The 26,393-nt window shown below is 37.7% G+C and carries 28 protein-coding genes and 2 pseudogenes; 12 read left to right on the top strand and 18 right to left on the bottom strand.

Features of this window, described 5'->3' with window-relative positions:
- On the bottom strand, window positions 1-356 hold a 356-nt coding region (locus tag H6G25_RS11105; RefSeq protein ID WP_190391419.1), incomplete at its 3' end, for a recombinase family protein.
- 142 nt (window positions 357-498) lie between these two features.
- Here H6G25_RS11105 and H6G25_RS11100 point away from each other — a divergent pair.
- Entirely contained in the window at window positions 499-1,020 is a 522-nt protein-coding gene (locus tag H6G25_RS11100; RefSeq protein ID WP_028084678.1) for a photosystem I assembly protein Ycf3, read from the top strand.
- Between the two features lie 100 nt (window positions 1,021-1,120).
- A complete protein-coding gene (gene gatC, locus H6G25_RS11095; protein ID WP_028088959.1) occupies window positions 1,121-1,411 on the top strand; it encodes an Asp-tRNA(Asn)/Glu-tRNA(Gln) amidotransferase subunit GatC in 291 nt (96 codons plus the stop codon).
- 514 nt (window positions 1,412-1,925) lie between these two features.
- Here the strand turns inward: gatC and H6G25_RS11090 are convergent.
- Window positions 1,926-2,717, bottom strand: a complete 792-nt coding sequence (locus H6G25_RS11090) for an SDR family NAD(P)-dependent oxidoreductase (RefSeq protein ID WP_190392524.1) — start codon at window positions 2,715-2,717, stop codon at window positions 1,926-1,928.
- 708 nt (window positions 2,718-3,425) lie between these two features.
- On the opposite strand from H6G25_RS11090, the gene H6G25_RS11085 reads away from it, so the two are divergent.
- A complete protein-coding gene (locus H6G25_RS11085) occupies window positions 3,426-4,442 on the top strand; it encodes a TOBE-like domain-containing protein (RefSeq protein ID WP_190392523.1) in 1,017 nt (338 codons plus the stop codon).
- 404 nt (window positions 4,443-4,846) lie between these two features.
- On the opposite strand, the gene H6G25_RS11080 is transcribed toward H6G25_RS11085, so the two are convergent.
- Both H6G25_RS11080 and H6G25_RS11075 read right to left on the bottom strand, forming a co-directional pair.
- On the bottom strand, window positions 4,847-5,842 hold the full coding sequence (locus H6G25_RS11080) for a protochlorophyllide reductase (RefSeq protein WP_190392522.1): 996 nt from the start codon (window positions 5,840-5,842) through the stop codon (window positions 4,847-4,849).
- Window positions 5,843-6,015: 173 nt separating this feature from the next.
- Window positions 6,016-6,651, bottom strand: coding sequence for a class I SAM-dependent methyltransferase (locus H6G25_RS11075; RefSeq protein WP_190392521.1), 636 nt, complete (start codon window positions 6,649-6,651; stop codon window positions 6,016-6,018).
- A 97-nt stretch (window positions 6,652-6,748) separates the two neighbouring features.
- Between H6G25_RS11075 and hemH the strand changes: the two genes are divergently transcribed.
- Window positions 6,749-7,915, top strand: coding sequence for a ferrochelatase (hemH, locus tag H6G25_RS11070; protein WP_190392520.1), 1,167 nt, complete (start codon window positions 6,749-6,751; stop codon window positions 7,913-7,915).
- A gap of 96 nt (window positions 7,916-8,011) precedes the next feature.
- On the opposite strand, the gene H6G25_RS11065 is transcribed toward hemH, so the two are convergent.
- The gene (locus H6G25_RS11065; RefSeq protein ID WP_190392519.1) at window positions 8,012-8,986 is read right to left on the bottom strand and encodes a DUF362 domain-containing protein; all 975 of its coding nucleotides are present in this window, start codon (window positions 8,984-8,986) and stop codon (window positions 8,012-8,014) included.
- Between the two features lie 173 nt (window positions 8,987-9,159).
- Between H6G25_RS11065 and H6G25_RS11060 the strand changes: the two genes are divergently transcribed.
- Window positions 9,160-9,822 (top strand): Uma2 family endonuclease, encoded by a 663-nt coding sequence (locus tag H6G25_RS11060; protein ID WP_190392518.1) that lies wholly within the window; start codon window positions 9,160-9,162, stop codon window positions 9,820-9,822.
- A 66-nt stretch (window positions 9,823-9,888) separates the two neighbouring features.
- Here H6G25_RS11060 and H6G25_RS11055 read toward each other — a convergent pair whose 3' ends face one another.
- Window positions 9,889-11,298 (bottom strand): aspartate ammonia-lyase, encoded by a 1,410-nt coding sequence (locus H6G25_RS11055; RefSeq protein ID WP_190392517.1) that lies wholly within the window; start codon window positions 11,296-11,298, stop codon window positions 9,889-9,891.
- A 425-nt stretch (window positions 11,299-11,723) separates the two neighbouring features.
- On the opposite strand from H6G25_RS11055, the gene H6G25_RS11050 reads away from it, so the two are divergent.
- On the top strand, window positions 11,724-13,382 hold the full coding sequence (locus H6G25_RS11050; protein WP_190392516.1) for an MBL fold metallo-hydrolase: 1,659 nt from the start codon (window positions 11,724-11,726) through the stop codon (window positions 13,380-13,382).
- A gap of 17 nt (window positions 13,383-13,399) precedes the next feature.
- Here the strand turns inward: H6G25_RS11050 and H6G25_RS11045 are convergent, their stop codons facing one another.
- The 9 genes from H6G25_RS11045 to H6G25_RS11005 form a co-directional block, all read right to left on the bottom strand.
- Window positions 13,400-13,711 (bottom strand): DUF6679 family protein, encoded by a 312-nt coding sequence (locus H6G25_RS11045; protein ID WP_028084636.1) that lies wholly within the window; start codon window positions 13,709-13,711, stop codon window positions 13,400-13,402.
- Window positions 13,712-14,083: 372 nt separating this feature from the next.
- Window positions 14,084-14,872, bottom strand: coding sequence for a Nif3-like dinuclear metal center hexameric protein (locus H6G25_RS11040; protein WP_190392515.1), 789 nt, complete (start codon window positions 14,870-14,872; stop codon window positions 14,084-14,086).
- Window positions 14,873-15,111: 239 nt separating this feature from the next.
- The gene (gene arsC, locus H6G25_RS11035) at window positions 15,112-15,510 is read right to left on the bottom strand and encodes an arsenate reductase, glutathione/glutaredoxin type (protein ID WP_190392514.1); all 399 of its coding nucleotides are present in this window, start codon (window positions 15,508-15,510) and stop codon (window positions 15,112-15,114) included.
- Window positions 15,511-15,549: 39 nt separating this feature from the next.
- On the bottom strand, window positions 15,550-16,179 hold the full coding sequence (gene arsH, locus H6G25_RS11030; RefSeq protein ID WP_190392513.1) for an arsenical resistance protein ArsH: 630 nt from the start codon (window positions 16,177-16,179) through the stop codon (window positions 15,550-15,552).
- A 10-nt stretch (window positions 16,180-16,189) separates the two neighbouring features.
- Window positions 16,190-16,885 carry an MIP family channel protein gene (locus H6G25_RS11025; RefSeq protein ID WP_190392512.1) on the bottom strand — a complete coding sequence of 232 codons (696 nt, stop codon included), beginning with the start codon at window positions 16,883-16,885 and terminating at the stop codon, window positions 16,190-16,192.
- Between the two features lie 362 nt (window positions 16,886-17,247).
- Window positions 17,248-17,736: a hypothetical protein gene (locus H6G25_RS11020; protein WP_190392511.1), complete on the bottom strand. Its 489-nt coding sequence runs from the start codon at window positions 17,734-17,736 to the stop codon at window positions 17,248-17,250.
- A 229-nt stretch (window positions 17,737-17,965) separates the two neighbouring features.
- Window positions 17,966-18,730 (bottom strand): energy-coupling factor ABC transporter ATP-binding protein, encoded by a 765-nt coding sequence (locus H6G25_RS11015; protein WP_190392510.1) that lies wholly within the window; start codon window positions 18,728-18,730, stop codon window positions 17,966-17,968.
- Between the two features lie 10 nt (window positions 18,731-18,740).
- The gene (locus H6G25_RS11010; RefSeq protein WP_190392509.1) at window positions 18,741-19,400 is read right to left on the bottom strand and encodes an energy-coupling factor transporter transmembrane protein EcfT; all 660 of its coding nucleotides are present in this window, start codon (window positions 19,398-19,400) and stop codon (window positions 18,741-18,743) included.
- A gap of 6 nt (window positions 19,401-19,406) precedes the next feature.
- Window positions 19,407-20,330 (bottom strand): energy-coupling factor ABC transporter permease, encoded by a 924-nt coding sequence (locus H6G25_RS11005; RefSeq protein WP_190392508.1) that lies wholly within the window; start codon window positions 20,328-20,330, stop codon window positions 19,407-19,409.
- Between the two features lie 283 nt (window positions 20,331-20,613).
- Between H6G25_RS11005 and H6G25_RS11000 the strand changes: the two are divergent.
- The 4 genes and pseudogenes from H6G25_RS11000 to H6G25_RS21165 form a co-directional block, all read left to right on the top strand.
- Window positions 20,614-20,928 (top strand): annotated as a pseudogene (locus H6G25_RS11000) (element excision factor XisH family protein); the annotation flags it as partial.
- Window positions 20,916-21,248: pseudogene (locus H6G25_RS10995) on the top strand (XisI protein). The pseudogenes H6G25_RS11000 and H6G25_RS10995, both read left to right, overlap by 13 nt.
- A 227-nt stretch (window positions 21,249-21,475) precedes the next feature.
- Window positions 21,476-21,811, top strand: a complete 336-nt coding sequence (locus H6G25_RS21170) for a hypothetical protein (protein WP_242034939.1) — start codon at window positions 21,476-21,478, stop codon at window positions 21,809-21,811.
- 185 nt (window positions 21,812-21,996) lie between these two features.
- A complete protein-coding gene (locus H6G25_RS21165; protein WP_242034938.1) occupies window positions 21,997-22,653 on the top strand; it encodes a tetratricopeptide repeat protein in 657 nt (218 codons plus the stop codon).
- A gap of 18 nt (window positions 22,654-22,671) precedes the next feature.
- Here the strand turns inward: H6G25_RS21165 and H6G25_RS10985 are convergent, their stop codons facing one another.
- From H6G25_RS10985 to H6G25_RS10975, 3 genes are read right to left on the bottom strand one after another with little or no spacing between them, the layout of a single operon-like run.
- The gene (locus tag H6G25_RS10985; RefSeq protein ID WP_190392507.1) at window positions 22,672-23,487 is read right to left on the bottom strand and encodes a hypothetical protein; all 816 of its coding nucleotides are present in this window, start codon (window positions 23,485-23,487) and stop codon (window positions 22,672-22,674) included.
- A 53-nt stretch (window positions 23,488-23,540) separates the two neighbouring features.
- Entirely contained in the window at window positions 23,541-23,984 is a 444-nt protein-coding gene (locus H6G25_RS10980) for an HNH endonuclease signature motif containing protein (RefSeq protein ID WP_190392506.1), read from the bottom strand.
- Window positions 23,954-24,223: a hypothetical protein gene (locus H6G25_RS10975; RefSeq protein ID WP_190387489.1), complete on the bottom strand. Its 270-nt coding sequence runs from the start codon at window positions 24,221-24,223 to the stop codon at window positions 23,954-23,956. Before H6G25_RS10975 ends, H6G25_RS10980 begins: the two co-directional genes overlap by 31 nt.
- A gap of 181 nt (window positions 24,224-24,404) precedes the next feature.
- On the opposite strand from H6G25_RS10975, the gene H6G25_RS10970 reads away from it, so the two are divergent.
- Together H6G25_RS10970 and H6G25_RS10965 are read left to right on the top strand one after the other, a co-directional pair.
- Window positions 24,405-24,980, top strand: coding sequence for a Uma2 family endonuclease (locus H6G25_RS10970; RefSeq protein WP_190392505.1), 576 nt, complete (start codon window positions 24,405-24,407; stop codon window positions 24,978-24,980).
- 327 nt (window positions 24,981-25,307) lie between these two features.
- Complete coding sequence (locus H6G25_RS10965) at window positions 25,308-26,312, top strand: multicopper oxidase domain-containing protein (RefSeq protein ID WP_190392504.1); 1,005 nt, start codon at window positions 25,308-25,310, stop codon at window positions 26,310-26,312.
- Window positions 26,313-26,393 lie beyond the last annotated feature (81 nt).

The raw sequence follows: 26,393 nt of genomic DNA, 5'->3' as shown, positions 1-26,393 counted from the left end.
ACAACAAGGATGAATTTATTTCCTTGCAAAAGTCTGTCCAGTTTGGAGCGCAGACCTTTTCTTTTGAAGTTGAGTCCTGAGCCAATATCTTTGATGATTTCTGCGTCTGGGTAGAGGGATTGCATATAGGCGATTTGTCTATCAAGGTCATCTCGCTGTTTTGAGGAACTAACCCGGCAGTAGCAAATAGTGGGAGTTCTAATTGAATCGCCCGTGATGTATGATTCGACATCGTATAATCTTTGTCCTGCCGGGTTTTTAATGCTTTTGATTTTCCCCTCATCTGCATATCTCCTCAAGGTGTTTGGATGCAATCCCAGAAATTCGACCGCTTTTCTAAGTGGTATGTATGCCATAAGAAAAGCATAGCATTAGTTAGTATTAGTTGGCAAATATTTAACTAGCTAAACTCCCTCTTACCCTCACTCAAACCCCCACAAATCAGTTAAATTAGCGGTATTAGGTTTATGCTGCAATTGAGTAACCAAAAAGGTTAATATGCCAAGAACACAGAAAAACGATAACTTTGTTGACAAATCCTTTACCGTTATGGCAGATATCATCCTCAAGATATTGCCAACCAACAAAAAAGCTAAAGAGGCATTTGTTTATTATCGAGATGGAATGTCCGCACAGGCAGAAGGTGAGTATGCTGAAGCACTAGACTATTATACAGAAGCCTTGGAAATGGAAGAGGATCCCAATGATCGCGGTTATATTCTCTATAATATGGGGTTGATTTATGCCAGCAACGGCGATCATAATAAGGCTTTAGAGTTTTATCATCAGGCTATTGAGTTAAATCCACAATTACCCCAAGCTTTAAATAATATCGCCGTCATTTATCATTTTCAAGGTGAAAGAGCTAAGGAAAGCGGGGATCATGACGGTGGTGAGGCATTGTTTGATCAAGCAGCGGATTATTGGATTCGAGCAATTCGCATGGCTCCCAATAATTACATTGAAGCTCAAAACTGGCTAAAAACTACCGGGCGATCGCAAATTGACGTATTCTTTTAAGTTAGCCATGAGTCGGTTGTTAATTTTATAACAACTGACAACTGACAACTGACAACTAACAACTGACAACTGACAACTGACCACTAACAACTGATAAATTATGATTGATAGTCAACTAGTTCGTAAAGTTGCTAATCTCGCTCGTTTAGAATTGACAGCAGATGAAGAAACACAATTTACCACTCAATTAGGTAATATTCTGGATTATATTGAACAACTAAATCAACTGGATGTTACTAATGTCGCACCAACAACCAGAGCTATTGATGTTAGCAATGTCACCAGAGATGACATTCTCCACCCTTATCCTGAAAGAGAAGCAATCCTCAACAGCGCACCTCAACAGGAAGGTGATTTTTTCCGAGTTCCTAAAATTCTTAATGCTGATTAGATAGAACTCTTGGGTTTTAGGTTGAAGATCTAATATCTAAAATTTCAGAAACCTGCAACATCAATATAAAAGAGTAGAGACGATCCGAGGAACGTCTCTACATCCCCGTAGGGACAGGGGATTAGGGGATTAGGTTTTTGGGTATGGAGTTAATATAGCAGATAATATTTTATTTGCCAAGTATTTTGATAACAGTTTCTTTTTGAGGGATATGACCTCCCATTGGTCTAAACTTCTCTTACCCTTATTAAAAATAATTCTTGAAAAAGCCCATACCACATTGTGAAGTGCAAAATGTCGGATCTAAACTAAATATGTCTGTTTTTATTCTTGCTTGCCTTTTGTGACATTTGGAGTGCATAAGGTGGGTTTTATATAGCAGAAAATGATCCCCCCGCGTAATTAATTTACCAAAGAGATCACATTTACACAAGTAAATGAATGATTTTTTCTCACCCAGAGGCACTCCAGACGCAAAGAGAAATTAGGAGTGTAGTTGAAAGATGTGTAAGTTTTATCCCACACCATCAGGTAATGGTTTTTTGGGTGTTGCCAGTTGTAAGATGATATCTAGCAACCAAGGAGCGAGACGTTGACATAATACCGCTAAGTGAGATTGCCAGCCTACTAGGATTTCGGGTGTGTTTTTTTCTAGTCCAATCACTAGTGCCTGGGCGACTTGTTCGGGTGTCATGGGGATCACTCCCCGAAATGATTTCAAGTCGCGTACCATGTCTGTTTCGGTGAGGGAAGGGAGTAAAGCAATAACGCGGATATTGTGTTCGGCAAGTTCTTGACGTAAGGCTTGGGTAAATCCGACAATAGCAAATTTAGTGGCGGAATAGGTGGCCATTGTCGGCGCGGCAACTTTCCCCATTAAACTGGAGACATTGACGATGATCCCCTTTTTTTGACTAACCATACGTTTGGCTATTAAGCTCGTCAGGGTATACATTCCCAACAAATTAACGGATAGTTCTTCTTGCAGTTGGGAGGGTTTTGATTGCAGAAATGAGTTCTGATGGGCGACTCCGGCACAATTTACGAGTAGATGAATTGGACCATAACTTTGCCAAAGTTGGGCTACGGCTATATTAACATAAATTGATTGGGTTAAGTCTAAGGCCATGATTGTGGTTTCTACACCCAAAGCTTCGATTTCTTGGGCTACTACAGCTAATTTTTGCCGATCGCGTGCTACCAATATTAGCCTTTTCATCCCTTGTTTGGCTAATTCTAAGGCGATCGCTCGTCCAATACCACGAGAAGCTCCAGTAATTAGTGCAACTTTTCCTTGAATGTTCATCGCTTTTCATCTCCAAATTCTTCATTCTTCGTCTTTTGCGTTCTTTGCAATCAATAGGTAAGACGATTCATGAGTGGTAAATAAAAATCAAACCTAAAGTGACAGAAATTGCGCTATCGGAGATACTTTTTCTGCTCATCTGTCCATTGTTGAACAAGAATTTTTACCATGACTCGTGACCAATAACCAAATAAAAGACTTTTGGCAGGATGGATAAAGCTCATTAATTTACCTCTCTAATGATCTGAGCATTCACCTGTGCTGTCGTACCCACACACATTAGCAACAAAATCAAGTGATTGCAATATTTTTTAATCAGGATTTCTGATTAGTCGTTTTCGTATAGCATATACGGCATATTGCAGTTATATGAGGTACAAAATTTGCTCACGAAGCTATGCCAAATAAGGGTTTTACTCTTGGCTCGGTGACTCGGTGACTCCTGACTTCTACTTTATATCGCTATCTTGATTTATATAAGTTTTTATTAATACTGAGCGATTTATATCTTGATCCCCTCACAATTTGGATATTTTTGTGACAACAAATACATTTTAAAAGTTTTTTAACACAATATGGAACTTACGCAAAACCTAATTAGCCTTTCATTTACAAATCTTAATCACAACACAGCAAATATTTATGATATAAGTAAAGTACGGTATTCCTACTTAAAAACCGTAGATTATTTGCAGAGGTGTAGCATCAGTGGGTATAGTAGTAGAAAACGTCTCTAAACAATTTGGTAGTTTCCAGGCCGTTGCACAGGTAAATCTGGAAATTCAAAGTGGTTCTCTCGTAGCTTTACTCGGTCCATCTGGATCTGGTAAATCTACTTTATTACGGTTAATCTCTGGTTTAGAAATGCCGGATACAGGTAAAATCATTCTGACAGGGAAAGACGCTACTTATCAAAGTGTGCAAGAACGAAATATTGGCTTTGTCTTTCAACACTATGCTCTATTTAAACATTTAACTGTTCGTAAAAATATCGCCTTTGGTTTGGAAATTCGCAAAGCTCCGCAAAAGAAAATTCAAGGTAAGGTAGAACAACTACTAGAACTAGTACAATTAAGCGGATTAGGCGATCGCTATCCTTCACAATTGTCTGGGGGACAAAGACAACGGGTAGCTTTAGCTAGAGCATTGGCTGTAGAACCCAATGTACTATTATTAGATGAACCTTTTGGCGCACTTGATGCTAAAGTCCGTAAAGACTTACGAGCTTGGTTGCGTCGTCTGCATGATGAAGTTCATGTTACCACAGTTTTTGTTACTCATGACCAAGAAGAAGCAATGGAAGTTGCTGATGAAATTGTAGTTATGAATAAAGGTCAAGTTGAACAGGTAGGAACACCCGCAGAAATTTATGATCATCCTGCATCAGCGTTTGTGATGAGTTTTATCGGTCCTGTAAATATATTACCTAGTTCTGCTAAAATTTTCCAAAGTAGTGGATTTGAGTCAACACATCCAGAAACATTTTTGCGTCCTCAAGATATTATCATTGAAACAGTTGCTAATGGCACAACAGTACCAGCTACAGTCAGTAGAATCATTCATTTAGGGTGGGAAATTCAAGTAGAATTAACTTTAGATGATGGACAAATGATGACAGCCCATTTAACACGAGAACGATTTGATGAATTAAAGCTAGAACCACAAGAAAAAGTTTATGTCAAGCCTAAAGATGCTAAATCCTTTCCTCTTTATTATTCAATATAAAAAGAGGGAATGTAAGGCAAACGATTAGTAATGTAAGGCAATCAAACAGTAATGTAAAGCCAACAATTAGTAATGTAAGGCAATCAAACAGTAATGTAAAACCAACAATTAGTAATAGATAATAAATAGTTGACAATTGACAACTTTAAATTATCAATTATCAACTATCAATTAGTAATTAGGGCTTGTTGAAGAAACCTGAAACTATTTATTAACAAAGGTTTTCGCGGATTTTTACCACAAAAAAGTGCCAGGTTTTGGCTAATGGTATCTCAAAATAGTTGCATTTTTCCTTGTCGGATTTGGAAAATTGAGGATATCCAAACAGTTAAAACTGTTCCTTGTTCCCTGTTCCCTGTTCCCTGTTCCCTGCTCTCACAGACAACTTATTCAGCAAGCCCTAATTAAATGAGAGATTTTGCTTTTTCAGACTCTTTTCCTAAGCCAACCAACCGAGCGCTAAGTTCCCACATCAGTTTACCTTTTTCGTCATCTCGTGCTTGGGGAGAAACTTTTTGTACAAAAGATGTTCTATCCTTCTTTTGACGATTTCCCCAACTCCAATAAATACCAGATTGTTTGTATTCAGGGTCAGCAACTACCATAGCAACACGCTCTCCTGATAATTCCTCAGAGACAAATCCCCCAGTAATATATTTTTGGAACAGAGGGAAAAGTTTTTGAAACTGAGGGTAATGATTACGGAATAAAGCCGTTGTAGCTACACAACCAGGATAGAGAGAACTAAAGGTAATTCCAGTAGATTCATGAAAACGGTTATGTAGTTCGCGCATAGTGAGAACATTACATACCTTACTATCTTTATAAGCCTTAACCGGTTCAAACTTCTTACCGTTAATCATTGTAATTGGGTTTTGAAAACCTGCTGCAAAACCCTCAAAATTACCCAAATCTGGACGAGGGGGAATTTTCCCACCCAATTCATCTGGGTTATGGGTAACAGTTCCTAGAATGACTAATCTCTTATCAGTAGCAGATGACTTTTGCAAATCTGGTAACATCAGATTACACAGTAGGAAATGTCCTAGATGATTAGTAGTGACAGTTAATTCATAACCTTCGGGAGAAAATAAAGGCTCTTTAATTAAAGGCATATAAATAGCAGCATTGCAAACTAAAGCTTCTACACTTCTACCAGTAGCTCTAAAATTGTTAACAAATTGCCGAACGCTTTCTAAAGAGCCTAAATCAATGTGCATGAGTGTGTAGCTATTTGTAGGAATTCCCACGCTTTTAGCAGCTTTTTCGGCTTTGATTAGATCTCTGCAAGCCATGATGATGTGCCATTGTCCTCTATTAGCGAGAGCCTTTGCTGCTTGTAAACCTACTCCTGAAGAAGCACCTGTAATGATTACGGTTGACCTAGTATTTGTTTCCATTTGTTTAGTTTAGAGTGCTTTGATGATTGTTGAGTTGAAAAAACAGTTTATATGATATTAGGACTCACGCATTCATAGAATCTAACAAATATGAAGTATGGGTTTTGGGAATTTTAACCGGATTTTTTGGGGATTTTTGGGCGATATCTGGGGTAAGGGAAGTTCGCCATTGATTAGATATCAACCTTCTTGCTCCCTTGAATTACCTGCAAACTTCCACCTGCATATAAACTAGGTTTACCCACATCAAAACCATAATCTCTTAACAAACCAGGTAAATCTGTTTTCAATAATTCCCAAGCTGTCTCAGTTTCAAACAACCAGAAAAATACCGCTAACCCCGGCCAAAATAGGAGATTTGTCGGCGGGTGAAAATCTACCAAAGTAAAAACTCCCCCCGGTTTTAATACCCGATAAACCTCTGTAATGATTTTTCGCAGTTGTTCCGGCTGCATTTCGTGTAAAGCCGCGCTAGTATGTACTACATCAAATAAATTATCTGCAAAAGGCATATCCTCCGCAAAAGCTTGGATATATGTAGCCGTTGGTACATTTTTCTGCGATCGCTGTATAGATAATGGAGAAGCATCTAAACCTGTGACATGATCCGAAAAGTCTACCAAAAATCTGGTAACATGACCACTACCACAACATAAATCTAAAATCTGGGTATCTGCTTCTAGTTTTAAATTTTGTAAAGCTAGACGACGAAACCGGGCTTCACCACCGACAGTGACAGCCGCTAACCGGGAGATGCTATCATATAACCACTGGTATCTGTAACTCAAATCTCGAAAAATTGTCGCCATTGTATTTTTCCTGCCGATAAAGCTTTATATTTAATTAAAGATATATTGTTAACAACTTTAGTAAAAAATCTGTGAAGATTGGGGGACAGTAATTGCTATGGGTCGTATAGGGGTATTATTACTTAATCTCGGTGGTCCAGATAAACTGGAAGATGTCGGACCTTTTTTGTATAACCTGTTTTCAGATCCAGAAATTATCCGTCTACCGTTTCGCTGGATGCAAAAACCCCTAGCTTGGTTTATTGCTACCCGCAGACAGGAAACATCTCAAGAAAATTATAAGCAAATTGGTGGCGGTTCTCCATTGCGACGGATTACAGAAGAACAGGGAGAGGCTATTAAATGTCAGCTAAGTGAATTAGGACAGGAGGCTAATATCTATGTAGGAATGCGTTATTGGCATCCGTACACAGAAGAGGCTATCGCCCAACTTACCCAGGATAATATTGATAAGTTGGTAATTCTCCCGCTTTATCCGCAATTTTCCATCAGCACTAGTGGTTCTAGTTTTCGGTTATTAGAACAATTATGGCAGGAAAACCCCAAACTCCAAAGTCTTGAATATACGGTTATCCCTTCTTGGTACAAAGCATCAGGTTATTTGCAAGCCATGTCAGAACTGATCATTGGGGAACTGGAGAAGTTTCCTGATCCTGATCACGTGCATATATTCTTCAGCGCCCACGGTGTCCCTAAAAGCTACGTCAAGGAAGCAGGTGATCCATACCAGCAGGAGATTGAAGAATGCACTTACTTGATTATGCAAACCCTCAATCGTCCTAACCCCCACACTCTGGCTTATCAAAGTCGTGTTGGTCCTGTAGAATGGCTACAACCTTATACAGAAGATGCACTGAAAGAACTTGGTGCAAAAGGGGTGAAAAATCTCGTAGTTGTCCCCATTAGTTTTGTTTCCGAACACATCGAAACACTACAAGAAATTGACATTGAATACCGAGAAATAGCTGAAGAAGCAGGAATACACAACTTTGGACGGGTTCCAGCACCCAATACCAATCCGGTGTTTATTCAAGCTTTATCTGACTTGATTATTGATGCCCTTAAACAACCCGACTTAAAACTCTCTCAAGTTACCCAAATGAAAAAAAAGGTGAAAATGTATCCTCAAGAACGTTGGGAATGGGGAATAACCACCAGCGCCGAAGTTTGGAATGGTCGGATCGCCATGTTAGGATTTATTGGGTTGATGATTGAGTTAGTCACTGGTAAAGGCTTACTGCATCTGATCGGACTTTTACACTAGTCTTGATAATTATCAACATTAGTGTTCCAACCAAAAATCATCCAAAAGTCCACTCACTTTTAAATACTCTCAGTGTCAAATTTCAATTTAATGATACTAGGGAGTTTTTATATAAGCACTGATGGGTTCTTTGATAAATCGGATGTAAAGATGTCTAAAGGTAGATTTAATGACACGGGGCATGGCAAAATCTATAGGCATTAATTTTTCGGGTAATTGCCAATCTGTAATTTGTAGTAAATCCGGTGATAAATTAGGAAAGTGAATATCATTTAATTCTGGACATATTCCTAATCTTTGAGAAGCTGCAACTGTGGGAACTTGTGCGGGTGCAACGTTGAGAACTTCTAACATTGCTCTATCTAAAGCAAATACATTACTGGAAGCTGCTAAAATTTCCAAATTCCGAGGTTCTCCGGCACTAGGTCCATTACCTTCATGACCAATAATACCATCTAAAATTGTTAAGGTGGGATTAATTGCTCTAGCAGTTTCTACTAACATCTCCCCGAATTTATTAGCATCTTTACCAGCTTCTAAATGCCACCAAGCTTTCATTTTACCAGGAACACAACCAAAGAGATTTTTTACGCCCAAAGTTAGGGTTAATTGCAGATGGGATTTTACTTTGGGGAGATTAATAATCACGTCTGCTGACATTGCTTCTTTTGATAAAAGTAGATGATTAAAATTGTCGTTTACTATTTGATAACGTTTACCATGAAATTCAACAAGTGGCAAGTTCAGTTCTTCTAAAATTGGTAGTAAACCATTGGCTATTGCTACACCTTTAGCACTTCCAAAAGCGGGACTATCTCCTAAAAATGGGTTTCCACCAACTGCAATTACCATTTCGGCAACGGCACGGACTAATTCTGGTCTTGTGGTACATTCTTTTGTAGGCCGAGAACCTGTCAGGAGGTTAGGTTTGAGTAAAACCCGGTTTCCTGGTTTGACAAAAGCCGCCATTCCTCCTAAAGGTTCTAGCAGGATTTCCAAAGATTCTTTTAAAGCTTCGTGTTCGTAGGATTTAGCCCGAATCAGACTAACAGATGGTTTTGGGGTTTCCATGGGTAATAATTGGTGGAGGTAATAATTGGTGGATATGATTATAATATACACCAGATTGAGATAGAATAAAGGTAAGCCAGTTAATAAATAACAATATCCCCGACTTCTTGAATAAGTCGGGGATATGAATACTTTCTAAAAAACTAGGATAATTTTTGTAGAGGTACAAAAAAATGACAACCCTACAGAAAACAGAAATTATCTATCCAGATAACGACGGAAAACCAATAGCAGATAATACTAAACAATTTCGTTGGATTGTGACAATTCAAGGCGGAATAGACGCTTTATTTAGAGATAATCCAGATGTCTTTGTAGCTGGAGATTTACTTTGGTATCCCGTTGAAGGTAATAATAAAATCCGCCAAGCGCCAGATATTATGGTCGTTTTTGGTAGACATAAAGGTGATAGAGGTTCTTATCAGCAATGGAAAGAAAATAATATTATTCCTCAAGTTGTTTTTGAAGTATTATCTCCAGGAAATACATTTCCAGAAATGCTCAGAAAATTTAAGTTTTATGATAATTATGGAGTTGAAGAATATTATATTTATGATCCAGATACGGGAGAATTATTCGGTTATCTTCGTTCTGAATCAGAATTAAAGCAAATTGAAGAAATACAAGGTTTTATTAGTCCCCGGTTGGGAGTGAGATTTGAATTAGTGAATGGAGAATTAGAAATTTACCGTTCAGACGGGGAGAAATTTCTCAAGTATGTTGAGTTAGAAGAACAACGACAATTAGCTCAAGAACAAAGACAATTAGCTGAACAGAAAACAGAAAGATTGGCTGAAAAATTAAGAGAAATGGGGGTGAATCCAGATGAACTCTAGGAGATAATTTTAATTATATCAGATCCCCTACTTCTTGAAGAAGTCCGGGATCTTGGGGTCTTCTCCTTATTTTAAAGGAACAATTGCACTCATTTTTTCTAGATCTAATACAGTGGCTAATTGTTCCTCGGTCATTAAACCTTTTTCTAAAACTATTTGTCGCAAAGATTTACCAGTTTCTAAAGATTCTTTGGCTACAGCCGCAGCATTCAAATAACCAATATGGGGATTTAAGGAAGTGACTAATGCTAAACTACCTTCAGCATAGACTAAACATCTTTCTTTGTTAGCAGTAATTCCTTGAATACAGTTGGTAGTTAAAGCAGAAATTGTATTACCTAATATCTCAATACTGTGAATTAAATTATAGGCAATCAGAGGCATCATTACATTTAATTCTAATTGTCCCGCTTGGGCGGCAAAAGCGATCGCATTATCATATCCCATAACCTGAAAACATACCATTGATGTCATTTCTGCCATGACTGGATTATATTTTCCGGGCATAATCGAAGAACCGGGTTGTACTGGAGGAAGTTGGATTTCTTTAAATCCGGTTTTGGGTCCTGAATCCATTAACCGCAAATCGTGAGATATTTTCACTAAATCCTGGGCTAAATTCCGTAAAGCCCCGGAAACATTGACAAAAGCCCCCATACTTTGCATTGCGGCCATTAAATGCGGTGCTGGTTCTAGGGGAAATTCCAATAATTGACTCAAGACATCTACAACTTTTTGACGATATTCCGGGTGGGTATTCATTCCTGTTCCCGCAGCACTTCCTCCTAAACCTAATACCATTAAGTCAGAAGAAGCAATATAAAGCCGGTTTTGGTGTTCTGAAAGGATATAAGCCCAAGCCCGGAAATTATCACCTAACCGCACTGGTACAGCGTCTTGCAGGTGGGTTCTCCCAGATTTGATGATATTTTCAAATTCTTCCGCTTTTGCTTCTAATGCCAAAACTGCCTGTTCTAAAGCTGGCTGTAATCTGCGAGAAAGCGCCAATAAGCCACCAATACGAATCGCAGTAGGAATAACATCATTAGTGGACTGTCCATAGTTGACATGATCATTGGGGCTAACTAGTTGATAATTGCCTTTTTGATCACCCATAATTTCTAAAGACCGATTTGCGATAACTTCATTAATATTCATGTGGTGTGAAGTTCCCGCACCAGCTTGATAAACATCAACCACAAACTGATCTCGTAATTTCCCTGCTAAAATTTCATCACTGGCTTGTATGATCGCTTTGCTAATATTGGTGGGGATACAATTTAATTCTGAGTTGACAATAGCTGTAGCTTTTTTAATATATACGCAAGCATCTATATAAGTTGGTAAAGGTTTAATACCGCTAATGGGGAAGTTTTCGATCGCTCTTTGGGTTTGAATACCATAATAAACGTTATTGGCAATTTGGCGATCGCCCATTGAGTCTCTTTCAATGCGAAAATCTGAATTGTTAGTCATATAGCACTTTTACAGCAGGTAATAAGGAACAGGCTAAAAACTTGGCTTTGCTGATCAAACTATAGTCTGCGGGTGGAATTTTAGCACATTTCCCTCCAGATCCGAAAGCCGCTCTCAATATGGTAAAGATTTTCTGCTGATTCCGCCCAAAAGCAAAAACACTCTATTAAGATATAAAAGTCTTGAGTCAACGGTCAAAAATCTATGGATGTCAAGCTGATTTTAGTGGTTTTAACTGTTATATTTACAGTCTCGTGCTTATTCTTTGGTACGAAAAATGGCTTTTATGATTCCGAAAACTATCACGGTAATGGTTCTGCACATTAACAGGAGTAATAATTTACGTTTCCAACTTTCACAACTCTACTGAGAAATATTGCTAACAGCCAATTTTCTCGGCTATTAGTTTGATTGAGGGGAGGATCATGATCAATAATATATCAATTGATGCTGAAGAAACCGCCAATGAGTTAGAATGTTTACCCTACAGCGTTCAGCATCAAAATGAAGGGGTGTGTCTACTAGTCAGAATGGGTCCCCACCGAATTCTGCTGGATTTTGGCCTGGCAAATATTTTACCTGTAACTAAGGACTTGACTAAATCGCCACAATGTGCTATCGGATCTACACCGGCGGATTTAGTTATAGTTAGTCATGCTCATCCAGATCATGCTAGAGGTTTATTTGCGCTACATCAAGCTTTCCCAGCGTTACCTATATATGCTAGTGAGGTGACAACGAAGTTATTACCGCTAAATTGGCAAGAAGCAGAACTAGGGAACATTCCCTCATTTTGTCAAGCCTTACCATTGCGATCGCCTATAGAAATTAAAGCAGGTTTAATAGTAGAATTATTCCCTGCAGGACATTTACCCGGCGCTGTGGCTATTCTCTTAACTTACCACACCCCCAACAGAGATTATAAATTACTTTATACTGGTGATTTTTTCCTCTCTAATTCCCGATTAGTCGAAGGATTGCGACTCGATGAATTACGAGGTTTAAATTTAGACGTGCTGTTAATTGAAGGTAGTTATGGAACATCTCGTCATACCCATCGTCGTCACCAAGAAAATCAAGTAGCAGAAAGGATTCATCGCGCTATCAGTTCCAGCGGACTAGGGGAGAACTCTTCAGTAATTTTACCAACTCCAGCATTAGGCTTAGGTCAAGAATTACTCATGTTGTTGCGTTCCCATCACCACTTTACAGGTAGGGATTTAGACATTTGGGTAGATGGTGAGGTGGCTACTGGTTGCGATGCTTATTTGGAAATTTTAACCCATCTTCCCGCTTCAGTACAAAACTTTGCGCGTCATCAACCTTTATTTTGGGATGAACGGGTAAAACCCCGTGTCAGAAGATTAAAGCCGGAAAATTTAGCAACTTTAGGCACATCCCCTTGTATTGTTATTACAGATTATTCGGCAGATTTACGCAAGTATTCCCAACCAAACAGCGGTAATTGGCTGATTCTTGTCCCGGAAAAGACTAATCTGGTTAATCAGCAATATTTAGCACCAACAAAAATTGAAACCTACCTGTTAGCGCAACATAGTGATGGACCTGGAACAACTCAGCTAATTCATAATTTACGACCTCAGCACGTTATTTTTGTGCATGGTTCTCCTAGTTACCTAGCGGACTTAACTTGTTTAGAAGAATTACAAAACCGCTATCATGTCCATTCACCCGCCGCCGGAACTTTGGTAGAATTACCGATTGGAGAGACATTTTTACAACCAGATGCTCCAGAAACTAATTATGGGGGGGAATTGACGGAACTGGGAACTGTGATTACTATTACGCTTCCAGATACCTTAACAACCGATCCTCGCTGGCGACAATTTGCTGATACGGGTTTAATAGCAGCCCGTTGGCAAGGTGAAGATTTGGTATTACGGGGGTTATCCCCACGGGAATTATTAAACTCAAATAGCCTTCGTCCTCATGCTGGTGATGTTGACTGCTGCGGTAATTGCCGACATCAAAGGGGACAACGTTGTTGGAACTCCGCCGCCCCCTTGTACAATTTCAAAGTTACCCTTGACGGATACTGTCCTGCTTTTGAACGCTTAACGTGAATTTAATTTAGAAGCGTTTAATCTGGATTTAGGTCAGTATAAGGGTTATGAATGCGCTCGGCTTCTGGACAGTCATCAGTTGTCAGCGGTTCTATATTACCGCGTTGGACTGAAGATAATTTTTGAGTGACAGATCCGATGCTTTCGAGACGAACCATTTCCTCCCAAGAACAAACTTCATCTTCCTCGTCTGTTTCATAGCGTAAAGTCACTAAATCACCCTCGATATCAATAATGCGGGCCCGCTCTATCCAGCGCTGTTGATCCCGCAAAAAAACACATACCTCCCGCCCGTCGCAACACAGTTGATAAATCTTGCGGTGTAGCATGTAGTGCTTCTGCCTTTTTATACAACGTAGTTAAACCTGTCAGATTTGGATTTGATGCCGAGAATATCAACCTTTATATAGGTGAAGTTCGCGGTCAGAACCCAGTAAGTTTAGTGACTCAATTTTACCACTTATTTTTAGTCATTAGTGCTAGATGAAAGTTTGGGTCTTAATTTTCAGTTTACCGCATTAGTAGAACGGTTGTACAAACTGTCAACACAGATATTTTTCCTTGACTTGATGTTTCCAGCGAGAAGGTTAGCTATTCCCGACAAAAACATTATTTTTACCCATGATAACATTATTTCCTATTTCTTGGCAGAATTTTAACATTATTTGCTATCTGGTATGTATAATTTACAGTTGTCTAATTTAGGCTAAAAACTGCCGGAAATCTTCATCTTGCTCGCTCAATTGCACCCAATCTAAGTTAAGGGCTTGAAATTTCTGGACTAGGCGATGGCAGGCGGGACGTTCTGTGGCATAATGGCCAGCATCAATTAAAATTATACCCAGATCACGGCTTTCTTGGAATTGATGAAATTTACAATCAGAAGTTAAGTAAACTTGGGCATTAGTTTTTACCACTGCTGAAATAAAGCCCGCCCCAGAACCGCCTAAAACCGCTACACGAGAAATTTTCTGTTTTAAATCCGCTGTGGGTGAAAAAATCAAATGGGGTGAATTTAGTTTGATTTGAATATGATGAAGTAACTCTTGTAATGTTAACGTAGATTCTAGCATTCCTACACGCCCATAACCTAAACCCGATTGAGTAGGGATAATGGGTGATACTTGTTGAAGTTGGAGAATTTGCGCTAAAACATCAGCAGTTCCATCTGCTACTTGGTCAAAATTAGTATGTGCAGTGTAAATACCAATATTGTGGGTAAAAGCTAACCGCATGATTTCCGTTAAAGCTTCCCCAGTGCGGAAAGATTTGGGGGGATGAAAAATCAGGGGATGATGGGCGAAAATAAGATTAGCATGGAGAGCGATCGCTTCTTGGATAACTGCTAAAGTTGGAGTTAGACAGACTAAAACCCGTGCTTCTTGGTCTAAAATACCGGGTTCAACTTGCCAACCGCAATTATCCCAACTTTCGCACCAAGAGGGATTTGCCCATGTTTCAAACCAGATAATTAAATCAGCAACTTTCATTAAATTCAAATAAATCAATAGTAGATTAAACGTATTTAATTATAATCCCATTAAAGGAAGGCGTTTTAGGTGTTTTTTTTTAATTACTCCACTTAATTTACCTGTATAAATTTAGTTTTATATATCCGACCTCTTGGAGACTTTGGCTATCTTATTGTGATGATAAAATGCGTATTTATTGTAAATTAATATTTAGGCAAGGGGCAAAACTGTCACCAAATTGCCCATTACCAAATTTATTAAATGGTTAGATCTTTTATCAATTGAATTACTCTTTCTTTAACTTCATCCCGGACACGGAGAAAAGTATCAATACCATGACCTTCTGGATCATCAAGTTGCCAATCTGCAAAAACTTCTCTTGATACCCATGCCTCTGGTAAATTGACTCCACAACCACAAAGAGAAATTACAGCATCAAAATCTTCAGGATTAAAATCACTTAAACATTTAGAACTTTGATTACTAATATCAATGCCGATTTCTGCCATAACTTCCACAGTCATAGGATCAACATGACTTGATGCTAAACCAGAACTAACAACAGTAATTTTACCTTCTCCTAAAGTTTTCGCAAAACCTTCTGCCATTTGGGAACGACGGGAATTTTTTTTGCAAACAAACATGACTTTTTTCATAATCTTTGTAGTTGTAAATAGGTTGACAAAGGAAAACTTTTATGAAACTTGTAAAGCCTTGGCGGCTTTTTCTTTACGTTCACTGTGACGATCTGTGAGATAATCAACTTGATCACGTAATAGCAAAGTAAACTTATATAATTCCTCCATGACATCAATTACTCTGTCACGATAATCAGAATCTTTCATTGTGCCATCTTCATGAAATTCTTGATAGGCCTTTGCTACGGAAGATTGATTAGGAATGGTAAACATTCGCATCCAACGCCCTAAAATTCGCATTGTATTGACTGCGTTGAAGGATTGAGAACCGCCACTTACTTGCATTACTGCTAAAGTCCTACCTTGAGTTGGTCTAACAGCACCAATACTCAAAGGAATCCAATCAATTTGGTTTTTCAAAATCCCGGTAATGTTACCGTGCATTTCTGGAGAAGACCAAACTTGACCTTCAGACCAGGTACTCAATTCTCGCAATTCTTGAACTTTAGGATGAGTATCACTAACACTACCATAAATTGGTAATTCACGAGGATCAAAAAACCGAACTTCTGCACCGAATTGTTGAATAATTCTGGCAGCTTCTTCTGCTAATAGACGACTGTAAGAACGTTCGCGCAAAGAACCATATAAAAATAATATTCTGGGTGGATGATCGAAATTTGTCATTGTTACTCCTTTATTCTTTGAAATCTCGAAAACTATGAGAAATTACGCCATAAACTTGAACCGCAAACTGTGAACCTAAAATTGGTGCTACCCAATAAACCCAATGATCTTGCCAAATTCCGCCTACTAAAGCTGGTCCAAAAGACCGGGCAGGATTCATACTTGCACCAGTAATCGGACCCATAAAAGCCGCTTCCAATGCTACTGTTAAACCAATAGCTAAACCAGCAAAACCAATGTGAGCGCGACGATCTAATCCAGACCCCAAAATCACAAACATTAAAATGAAAGTGAGAACTATTTCTAATATAAAAGATTGCCGCCAATTACCATTTAAAGGTAAAGTTGCACCTAAATTAGCCACATTTCCTAAACTAATTAATAGTAAACTAGAAGCCAAAATAGATCCTAATAATTGAGCTAAAATATAGGGTAATACCCGCCTTTTGGGAAAAAAACCACTAGTACAAAATGCTAATGTTACCGCCGGGTTAAAATGTGCGCCGCTGAGATGTCCTAGACTGTAAATTAATGCAGCTACTACAGCCCCAAAAACAAAACTAATTCCCAGATGTGTAATAGCTCCTTGACTAATATTATTAACCATTACAGCACCCGTACCAGTAAATACTAAAATAAAAGTCCCAATTGCTTCTACTAAAACTTCTCGCCTAAATTGATAAATTTCCCAAAAAAATGATTTCATTAAACTAAAAGATCATAGAAAATTAAATTAAATATATCATACTCTTGATTTCTCGTTGCGCCCGGAGTACCTATGTACCTCTGTATCAGGACTTATGCAACTGGCACGAGTCGCTTATGATTTCTGTGAAGACGTGCTTTACAAAATTTACACGATTCAATGCCAGTTCCCTGTAGGACTTACGCACTGTACAAACTGTACAAATTGAATTTTATGTGTATGAACGAAATTGCGTCGTTTTTGCCAATTATTAAGTCTTTAAAGTCATTAATATCTGACATTACTTCTGTTAAGATTTTCCTCCAACCTAACATACTAACTCCGGTAGAGCCTAAAATATTACAATTTTTAATTTTTAATTCTCAATTTTTGGTTAGTTCTACCTGGCTACAATATTTATTTAACTGAACAGCTAAAGTATCTGATTGTTTACCAGCGGTTTTGGCTGCGGTTGTCAGTGCGGAATCAATTTCTCTTCTAGCTTTTTGAATTTTGATTCTACCATCTGAAGATACTTCTGCTGTTTTAGTATTTGCAAGAGCCTTAGCAGCTTTACCTATGGCTTGACTGAGATTATCAAAGACTTTGATAAAACCGCTTTCAAATTCTTTTAATTTAGGATCTTTTAAGTTCAATTTCTGAAGTTCTTGAGTGACATTTTTCAAGTCTTTAGATAACTTTAAACTAGTTGATACTTGCTGACCTTTTTTGGTATCAATCAGTGATGTACCCTGATTAACGGCTTTAATTAGTCGCTGACATTGGGAGGTTTTACTGTCACTACAACTAGTAATTAATAAAGCAATGCTCACAGCAACAGGAGCAATAACTGGATAACGAGAAAACAACATTTAAGAATTTAAGAATTTAAAAATTTAAAATTCAAGAGAGTGGGAAACGGGGACTTAAACCCCCAAATTTAGGAAAATAGGAAGCAGAGCATAGATTAAAGATATGACAGCAGTTTTTATCTATTTAAACCACAGATTACCTTCTTTCTTCGCGCCTTTCCTACTTCGCGCCTCTGCGCGAAACAAAAACCGTGATTCATTGGCCAGCAAAATCACTGTTAGCCCCAGTTTACCAATCTACTGGCAAACCCAGTTTATCTAAGGTTTTGCCATCTTGCAACAGTGGTTGAATATCGCTATCTATTTGGATTTTACCATTAGACAAGACTAAAGCCCGTTGGGTGACTCTTCCTAGCCACTGGAGATCATGAGAAGCTATTAACATCACTTTTACAGGCAATTTTAATAATACTTGGGCTAAATGTCGTCGCCATGCTGGGTCTAGTCCGTTGGTGGGTTCGTCTAAAATGAGAATGTCAGGATTTAGGGCTAAAATCGCCGCTAAGGCGGCTAAACGTCTTTGTCCTCCAGAAAGTTCATGAGCGGAACGGTGGGCGTAGGATTCTAATCCAAAGTCGGCTAATAGTTGATAGGCTTTATCCTTTGCAGCTATGGGGGAAATGCCATAGTTAAGGGGTCCAAAGGTGATATCTTCCAGGATTGTGGGCATAAATAATTGGTCATTAGGATCTTGAAAACTAAAACCAATTTGTTGCCTAATTTGCGGTAAAGTGTTTGGCAATATCGGTATACCGTTAATCCAAATTTTGCCGCTTTGGGGATGTTTTAAGCCAATCAGGTTTTCTAGTAAGGTGCTTTTGCCTGAACCAGTAGCACCCATTAAAGCGACGCGATCGCCTGTTTGTAAGCTAAAAGAGATTTCTTGTAATACAGGGTACTGTTGTGAATAAGCGTAAACCAGACTTTGGACCGCAACAACAGCAGTATGGGGTTGAGAAAGGGAAATTTGGGGATTAGAAGTTAATGATGTCAAGATTCACCACTCAAATAACAGTAAGGTAAGAACTTAGGGTTAAACCAGTGGCTATCACCCCAGCTATTAATAGGGTAAAGCGTTCTTTGGGTTTGAGGGGGGAATCTAGGGGTAATTTTCCGTTATATCCACGGGCTACCATAGCAGCATAAACTCTTTCGGCTCTGTCTAGGGTACGAAGATACAACGCTCCAATCATGGCAGCACTAGCATAACGTAGCCACCCTGCTGTACCATTTAAACCACGTAGTTGGGCGCTGCGCTGCATTCGTGTCACTTCTAAGAGTAATATTTCTAAGTATTGTCCAGCGAGAATCAGATTTTCCTTTAATGGTGCAGGTATGGGTAAGCTTTTGAGAGCAATACCCAAACTATGGGGAGGTAGGGTTAATAAAAAGCCATTCATGACAATTAAACAAATTAGGGAACGCACAAGCAAAAAACTAGCTCGTTCCCATCCCAATGGTAAGGCCACGAAGGATAAAAAAATTAATTCTGCACCCAGTAGACCGCCTAATTTGGGTAGGGGTACTTGTAACAAATAAACCCACACCAGAGCGATCGCTCCATAGACAAGTAAATTAGACCAACTATGATACTTTAAAAAAGCTGCCCCAATTACAATAATTAGGGACAATTGCAAGCGTAATGGCAAGGAAATTTGCATCATAATTAACTAAGCATTTTTCGGTCTGATAATTTTGGCAATGCCAAAAGCCACCGCAAAGCAAGCTGTAGCACCTACCAACCCAGCAATACTAGTACCAATTTTCCCCAAACCCTGAATATTATAATCAGCTAAAGGTGTCGGCACAATTACCCGCACGTTTTCCGCTAAATCAATAAATCCTAAGTTTTCTGCTACCTTTTCCAAACCATCAGGCCAAGCGGAAGCGCATAGGGATAATACACCAGAAATCAGTAAAATACTGACAACGGGAACTAACCAACCTCTAATTTTATGTTCTTCACCTGGTAACAAATCTGGACGAGTTGTAGATAGGTAATTTAGAACACCTCCAGTAATCGCCCCTTCCCCAACACCGATCAAAATATGTATACCTGTCATTGTAGGTAAAACTAGGTTGGCTGGTGCTGTCCCAGAAAGGGCTAATTCAATAGCACAAGCTATAGCGGCAACAACTACGCTAACTCCCGCTGCTATTCCCGCCGCTAGGGGTAAAAGTCTTTGAAAACCGCCAAAGAGTCTTTGCAAAGTTTGGGTTAATCCCCAAGCTACCCACACGCCGATGACTCCCATGTTAAAAATATTTGCTCCTAAAGCAGTAATTCCACCATCAGCAAATAACACGGCTTGAATAATTAAAACCGTGGCAATACATAACATTCCCGCCCAAGGACTACCCAAGATAATGGCGGCTAAAGCCCCTCCTAATAGGTGGCCGCTAGTCCCCCCCGCTACGGGAAAATTAACCATTTGGGCGGCGAAAATAAAGGCTGTGGTTAACCCTAATATGGGGGCGCGACGAATACCAAAAGCTGTTTGCGATCGCTCAAAAGCTACAAATAAAGCCGCCGCACTAGCTAAACTGGTCACTGCGGCAACTGGTACAGAAACAAATCCATCAGGTATGTGCATGAAAGGTCCTATTTTTGTGTTTTCTTTACACTAATTTCAGCAATGTAACAATTAACAAAATTAATAGCAAACTAAAATTTATCTGTCTTGAGAATACCCTATTGGTAGATGTTTTGGGATTTTATTTAGAGAATTTTTGTAATAAAAAATACGTCAAATTATATATTTATTTTGTGAATTATTAACATTTATAAATATTTATGACATCTTCTCAGATTTCTAACTGCTTCAAGAGATTAGGAATCTACAGCTTTGGTAATTTAAGTCTGAATTAGGCAGACAATTTTACAATATTGATTTAGGAGCAGAAAAAGTTATTGCAGCCGAAAAAGAAGGACAAAAAATAGCTATAGAAATCAAAAGTTTTCTTAATCCTTCAAAAATTACAGAACTTTATGCTGCATGAGGACAATTTATAATTTATCGTCTTGCTTTACAAGAACAAGAACCAGAACGGACTTTATATTTAGCAGTTCCTATTACTGTTTACAATGAATTTTTTATACTGCCTTTTATTCAAGCAGTGATTAAAATGAATCAACTTTATTTAGTAGTTTATAATTTTGAAAAAGAGGTAATAGCAGAATGGCAAAATTAGAAGAATATCGGCAATATATTCAGAACTTACTGAAACAACACGCTAGTATGGTTTGGGATAAACGCATTTAAGCACAGACAATTTTTGATCTTGAAAATAACCATTATCAATTAATTTATGTAGGTTGGCGTGATCAAACTCGTATTTATGGACCTGTTTTACATCTAGATATTATTGATGATAAAATCTGGATTCAGCAGGATGGTACAGAGGTGGGAATTGCTAATGAATTGGTTGAATTAGGTGTACCGAAAGAAGATATTGTTTTAGGTTTTCAATTGCCTTCTGTCCGAAAATATACAGATTTTGCTGTTAGTTAATTAAATCTCAATTGTCTGATAGCGAAGCGTGGCGTAGCCATATCAGGATATCCAGGATTTAAGGATTTACAGGATGTTTGCTTGAGTTGTGTTTTGAGGGCTTGAGGATTCAATACTTTTCGGTTGGACTCAAAAAACTGCAATGTGATCTAGATTAGTGCTTTTTGCTGCTTGATAGGGAATAATAGAATAAATACTTTTTGCTAGATAAAGGTGAGTTTTGACAAATGGACTGGACAACTATACTCAAAGCACAGCAGACTGATTTTATTCAAAGACTGAAATCTGGTGACTTACTCCATTGTGAGAAGGAAGGCCAGCATAGTGAGTTGACGGTTATTTCTGGAGAGAGGTTACAGCAATTACGGGATTTTTGCTGGAATATGGCTGAAAAATATAGACGAAGTTCTTCAATTCCTATTCGTGATGTTTTTGTCAATAATTTGAAGGGAAAGCTGGGTGAGGAAGTTGTTAAAATCCGTTTAGGTGATTTTGTCACTGAGGTTGATTATGAAAAACGCATTGGTGGAGATGGAAAAATGGAAAAATTGATTTTATCTTAACTTCTGATTCATCAATTGGTATTCAGGTTAAAACCCGTTATGGAAATTTTGATAAGGTTCAATGGTCAATTGATAGAGAAGAAGTTCAAAAAAATGCTGTTTTAATTTGTATTTTATGTCAAGAAGAATTTAGTGACACGGAAAAAGAATATGGTCTTATTATAGCTGGGTTTTTACCAACCAATATGATTAAATCAATTGGTGATAAAACTTTAGTTGGAATAGATGAATTACTTTATCCTTGTGGTTTACGTGGTTATTTAGAGAGTTTAGTATCTTACGATGCTGACAAATATATCAGTTTAGGGGATAAATGTTTTGAGAAACAAGACTATAAAAGTGCTGCTTCTCATTATGATCAAGCCTTACAACTGAAACCTAATGATTCTCTTATTTACAAAAAACGGGGACGATCTCGGTATTTTTTGGGAGACAAAAAAAGTGCGATTGATGATTACACCGAAGCTATCAAAATTAATCCGAACTTTGCCATAGCCTACTATGAACGAGGGATTGTTCACTCTGTTTTAGGAGATAACCAAGGTGCAAACGCAGATTTTAAACAAGCTGCTGATTTATTTTATAAACAAGAAGATCAAGATTTTTACCAAGAAGCACTGGATAGAATTAGAGAACTTGAACTGCAAGAGAATAATAAATCTCACAAACAATTACAGCAACTCTGGAATGTAGGTGATCATGTAATGCACAAAACATTTGGTACTGGTCAAATAACTCATGTTTTTGGATCAGGAAACAAAGTATCTTTAGCAATTAGGTTCAATGAACGAGGTCAAAAGGTAATTGATCCAATTATCGCTCAATTAGTAAAGATAGATTAAATAATAGCAATAATTAAATCAATTATCTTCAGGTAAGCTATTAACAAATTTTGATATATTTGGAAAATCTGAAGTTTTTTTATATTCTTGTTCTATAAAATACAAAGGCTGATCTGGTTTTAATATCAACGATCTGATTCGGTTATGAAAAGGACGTTTATCCACTTTTATAAACCAAGAATATCCAGTAGACATAAATCTATAAAGATCTGCTTCATTATATGGATCTTTTCCTTTGAGTGGGGGAAGGTGTATATATGATTCTTTACCTGTATACTTGAAAAGTAACACAGAAAAATCATCTTCTGTACCAGGATTCTCTAATAAAAGCATAGTTCTCAATTTAGTCTCCCATTCCTCTCCTAAATTAACTTGTTGGAAAAACTGTGCTTTTTTAACTTCAACTTCTCTAATTTTCTTTTCAACAAAAAAATGATTTCTGGCTATGTGACTTCTCCATAAAACCGACATAAAAAACAATTTAAGAGAATTATAATTAAAATTTTCTACAAATTTAAGTTCCATTTTAGTATATTGTTTTTTAAATTTAGATTCTTTATCAATATCTATGAGTAATAATTCTTGTCCATATTTATCCCATTTACCTATTAAATTTTCACATTTTTTACATAAAATATCTCCCATAAAAAGTCCGCATTGAATTTGCTTTAATTTTCCCTCTTTTGAGTATAAATATGTGGAGTTATTAGTTGTATCAATAACTTCTTTTTCTACTTGTTTTGTAGTATAATGATAAAATTGTCTAGGTATAATATGAGATTTATTAATTAATTCCTGTTCTGTTTTACATAGATTGCAGATGCCAATATTCATAAAAATTCTAGGTTTTTGCGTTGTGTTTATGGAGACTTAATAGTAGAGTATCATTATTGACGAGGATCTGATAGTGGTGGATGCCAACCCGCTTCTACCCAAAAACGCCGAGCAACTTGAATAGAAGGCTCATCACGTCTTTCATCATTGAAGTCAAAGCGATCGCTAGTAGCTCTTCCTGTAGGCGTTGTACCTACAATTTTTATACCATCTTTTGTCCAAATGAAATTCTCTGACCATTCTTGCTGACGAGGGTTAAATAAAGCAACTTGCTCTTGAGTTTTAGGATCAGTAGCTACTATAAAATTATAATGACGCTCATTACAGCGATGACAAGCCAAGGCTAAATTCTCCAGTTCATCTGAACCCCCCAAAGACTGCGGCATAATATGATCAATGGTAAACCGGTCGGGACTCAGATATTCAGGAGAGTGGCAATATTCACAGAGAAATTTAGCTCGTTTTCTTATAAGTCGTCGAGTTGGTTCGGACACCATTTACTTTTAGCCGCTAGTTGAGCATTAATTAAGGTAAATATTCGCTGTAACTCCGAGATACCTACATATTCCGCTTCCTCTTCAGAAGTCAGCGTATCAGATTTTTTCTTTGCTAATAGTTCTTCAAAACGTATCTGTAGTTCTTCGGTAAATTTAAATAGATAAATATTACCAAATTCACTCATCTTCATACCAGAAGATATTAAAGACGAAGGTTGAACCATTAATTGAGTAGCCATTGTATGTTCACAGTGTCTTTATTTCTATTATCTCATAAAAAATCCTGTAAATCCTGTAAATCCTGAAATCCTGGATATCCTGATTCAGACAAAAATCCTGTAAATCCTAAAATCCTGGATATCCTGATTCAGACAAATAAAATATCATATAATAGTGAATAAATAGTCACCTTAATTAACTATGCAAACCACAGAATCACCCTTACAATTGCGGCTGTGGACTGTTGATGAATACCACAGAATTGCTGAAGCAGGAATATTTGAACCAAGTGAACGGGTAGAATTATTAGAGGGGAAAATAATCTGGATGATTGCTAAAGGAACAGCCCACCGTTCAGCAGTAGGAAGAACAAATAAATTATTACAAAATCGTTTAGGAAATCAGGCTTGGATAGCTATTCAAGACCCTGTAAAATTAAATGAAAGGTCTGAACCAGAACCAGATATTGCTGTAGTAAAAATAGATCCTTTAGACTATGCAGATCATCATCCTACACCAGCAGAAATTTATTTAATTATCGAAGTTGCAGATAGTAGTTTAAAACTAGATACAGAAATCAAAGCTAAAGCTTATTCTCAAGCAGGAATTAAGGATTATTGGGTATTAGATGTAGTGAAACGTGAACTAATTGTATTTAGAAATCCCACAGCAGAAGGTTATCAAAATCGAGAAATTATCACAGAACATCAAAACATATCTCCTTTAGATTTTCCTGATTTAGAAATTGTAGTTTTCCAGATGCTACCTCTTGTCTAAATACTGTTAAATTATCTTCCAAAGCGATCGCTTTTACTCGCAATCTTACATCTTTAATAGCTGCCCCTGTAGTGCTATCCTTGACCTCAACCGCTAAATTTGCCCAAAGTTTCCTACAGTCGCCATTTTATTCCCTGTAATCCCCAATTTACTAGGGTGCAAGTGCCATTTGTTCTCTAGTTAGGGGTAAATAAATCAACATATCATAAATAGTCCTGAAAATTATTTTTCTAAATTATTGACAATAATTCCTGATTCCTTTACTATACATAAAGCTAATTGCCAATTATTTGCAATTTACCGTACCCCCATTCCCCTATTAGTCTTATGTCTGACAACTTTACTGAGAGTAAAGATAAAATTTGGCATCGTCGTCAACTGCTACAACTGGGATTTTCCGGTGCATTCATGATCACGACAGGGACAATTTGGCAAATGTTAAACAGCAAAAATTATGCCAGTGTCAAAATACCACCCATGAAAATAACAGCTTCTAATGGTGCTACTAACCCTATGCAGGTGTTACGAGATTTTGATTATGGGACAATTAAACAGGAAAATGGGCGCACAGTCCGCGAATTTCGCTTAATTGCTGGTACTTCCACCATTCAGCTTAATAGCGCTGTCTCCTATAACATTTGGGACTTAAATGGGCGCATTCCTGGACCCACACTCCGGGCTAAAGAAGGAGAAAAAATAAGAATACTTTTTCTCAATAATGCTGGACATTCCCATTCTTTGCACTTTCATGGAGTTCATCCCGCTGAAATGGATGGCATTAAACCCATAGGTAATGGTAAGGCAACTATATATGAATTTGAGGCCGAACCCTATGGCGTTCATTTATATCACTGTCATGTTGCTCCGGTTACTCGTCACGTTGCTAAGGGATTATATGGAATGTTTATTATTGATCCTCCTAAACCCCGTCCCCCTGCTGATGAAATTGTTTTAATCATGTCTGGGTATGATGTAAATGATGATAACCGCAATGAGTATTATGCTTTTAATGGCCTGCCACATCATTATATGCACCATCCTATTCAAATTTATCAAAATCAGTTAATTCGTGCCTATGTTTTGAATATTATTGAATTTGATCCCGCTGTAACGTTTCATCTTCACGCTAATTTTTTCGATGTTTATCCTTCGGGAATGACAATGAATCCCAGTGTAAAAACGGATGTTTTAACCATGGGTGTAGCAGAAAGACATATTTTAGAATTTGCTTTTAAGTATCCAGGTAAGTATATGTTTCATCCTCACCAAGATGCGATCGCTGAAAGCGGTTGTATGGGACAATTTGCAGTAATTTCAGAAAAAGACTCCTAAAACTTTGATTATTGAAAAAATTAAGAATTTTGTATTTTCAAAATATATTGAGACTAAAATATTTATGCAATCAAGTCTTTA

The sequence above is a fragment of the Dolichospermum sp. FACHB-1091 genome, from assembly GCF_014697585.1.
Classification (GTDB): domain Bacteria; phylum Cyanobacteriota; class Cyanobacteriia; order Cyanobacteriales; family Nostocaceae; genus Dolichospermum.
Note: the sequence above shows the minus strand (reverse complement) of the source record. Positions and strands in the feature narration are given on the sequence as shown.

Bases quoted from the DNA above. Each gene is read 5' to 3' on its own strand.
- H6G25_RS11100 (WP_028084678.1), top strand. From the start codon at position 499: ATGCCAAGAACACAGAAAAACGATAACTTTGTTGACAAATCCTTTACC.
- gatC (WP_028088959.1), top strand. From the start codon at position 1,121: ATGATTGATAGTCAACTAGTTCGTAAAGTTGCTAATCTCGCTCGTTTA.
- H6G25_RS11090 (WP_190392524.1), bottom strand. From the start codon at position 2,717: ATGAACATTCAAGGAAAAGTTGCACTAATTACTGGAGCTTCTCGTGGT.
- H6G25_RS11080 (WP_190392522.1), bottom strand. From the start codon at position 5,842: ATGGAAACAAATACTAGGTCAACCGTAATCATTACAGGTGCTTCTTCA.
- H6G25_RS11075 (WP_190392521.1), bottom strand. From the start codon at position 6,651: ATGGCGACAATTTTTCGAGATTTGAGTTACAGATACCAGTGGTTATAT.
- hemH (WP_190392520.1), top strand. From the start codon at position 6,749: ATGGGTCGTATAGGGGTATTATTACTTAATCTCGGTGGTCCAGATAAA.
- H6G25_RS11065 (WP_190392519.1), bottom strand. From the start codon at position 8,986: ATGGAAACCCCAAAACCATCTGTTAGTCTGATTCGGGCTAAATCCTAC.
- H6G25_RS11060 (WP_190392518.1), top strand. From the start codon at position 9,160: ATGACAACCCTACAGAAAACAGAAATTATCTATCCAGATAACGACGGA.
- H6G25_RS11055 (WP_190392517.1), bottom strand. From the start codon at position 11,298: ATGACTAACAATTCAGATTTTCGCATTGAAAGAGACTCAATGGGCGAT.
- H6G25_RS11050 (WP_190392516.1), top strand. From the start codon at position 11,724: ATGATCAATAATATATCAATTGATGCTGAAGAAACCGCCAATGAGTTA.
- H6G25_RS11045 (WP_028084636.1), bottom strand. From the start codon at position 13,711: ATGCTACACCGCAAGATTTATCAACTGTGTTGCGACGGGCGGGAGGTA.
- H6G25_RS11040 (WP_190392515.1), bottom strand. From the start codon at position 14,872: ATGAAAGTTGCTGATTTAATTATCTGGTTTGAAACATGGGCAAATCCC.
- arsC (WP_190392514.1), bottom strand. From the start codon at position 15,510: ATGAAAAAAGTCATGTTTGTTTGCAAAAAAAATTCCCGTCGTTCCCAA.
- arsH (WP_190392513.1), bottom strand. From the start codon at position 16,179: ATGACAAATTTCGATCATCCACCCAGAATATTATTTTTATATGGTTCT.
- H6G25_RS11025 (WP_190392512.1), bottom strand. From the start codon at position 16,885: ATGAAATCATTTTTTTGGGAAATTTATCAATTTAGGCGAGAAGTTTTA.
- H6G25_RS11020 (WP_190392511.1), bottom strand. From the start codon at position 17,736: ATGTTGTTTTCTCGTTATCCAGTTATTGCTCCTGTTGCTGTGAGCATT.
- H6G25_RS11010 (WP_190392509.1), bottom strand. From the start codon at position 19,400: ATGATGCAAATTTCCTTGCCATTACGCTTGCAATTGTCCCTAATTATT.
- H6G25_RS11005 (WP_190392508.1), bottom strand. From the start codon at position 20,330: ATGCACATACCTGATGGATTTGTTTCTGTACCAGTTGCCGCAGTGACC.
- H6G25_RS21170 (WP_242034939.1), top strand. From the start codon at position 21,476: ATGGACTGGACAACTATACTCAAAGCACAGCAGACTGATTTTATTCAA.
- H6G25_RS21165 (WP_242034938.1), top strand. From the start codon at position 21,997: ATGATTAAATCAATTGGTGATAAAACTTTAGTTGGAATAGATGAATTA.
- H6G25_RS10985 (WP_190392507.1), bottom strand. From the start codon at position 23,487: ATGAATATTGGCATCTGCAATCTATGTAAAACAGAACAGGAATTAATT.
- H6G25_RS10980 (WP_190392506.1), bottom strand. From the start codon at position 23,984: ATGGTGTCCGAACCAACTCGACGACTTATAAGAAAACGAGCTAAATTT.
- H6G25_RS10975 (WP_190387489.1), bottom strand. From the start codon at position 24,223: ATGGCTACTCAATTAATGGTTCAACCTTCGTCTTTAATATCTTCTGGT.
- H6G25_RS10970 (WP_190392505.1), top strand. From the start codon at position 24,405: ATGCAAACCACAGAATCACCCTTACAATTGCGGCTGTGGACTGTTGAT.
- H6G25_RS10965 (WP_190392504.1), top strand. From the start codon at position 25,308: ATGTCTGACAACTTTACTGAGAGTAAAGATAAAATTTGGCATCGTCGT.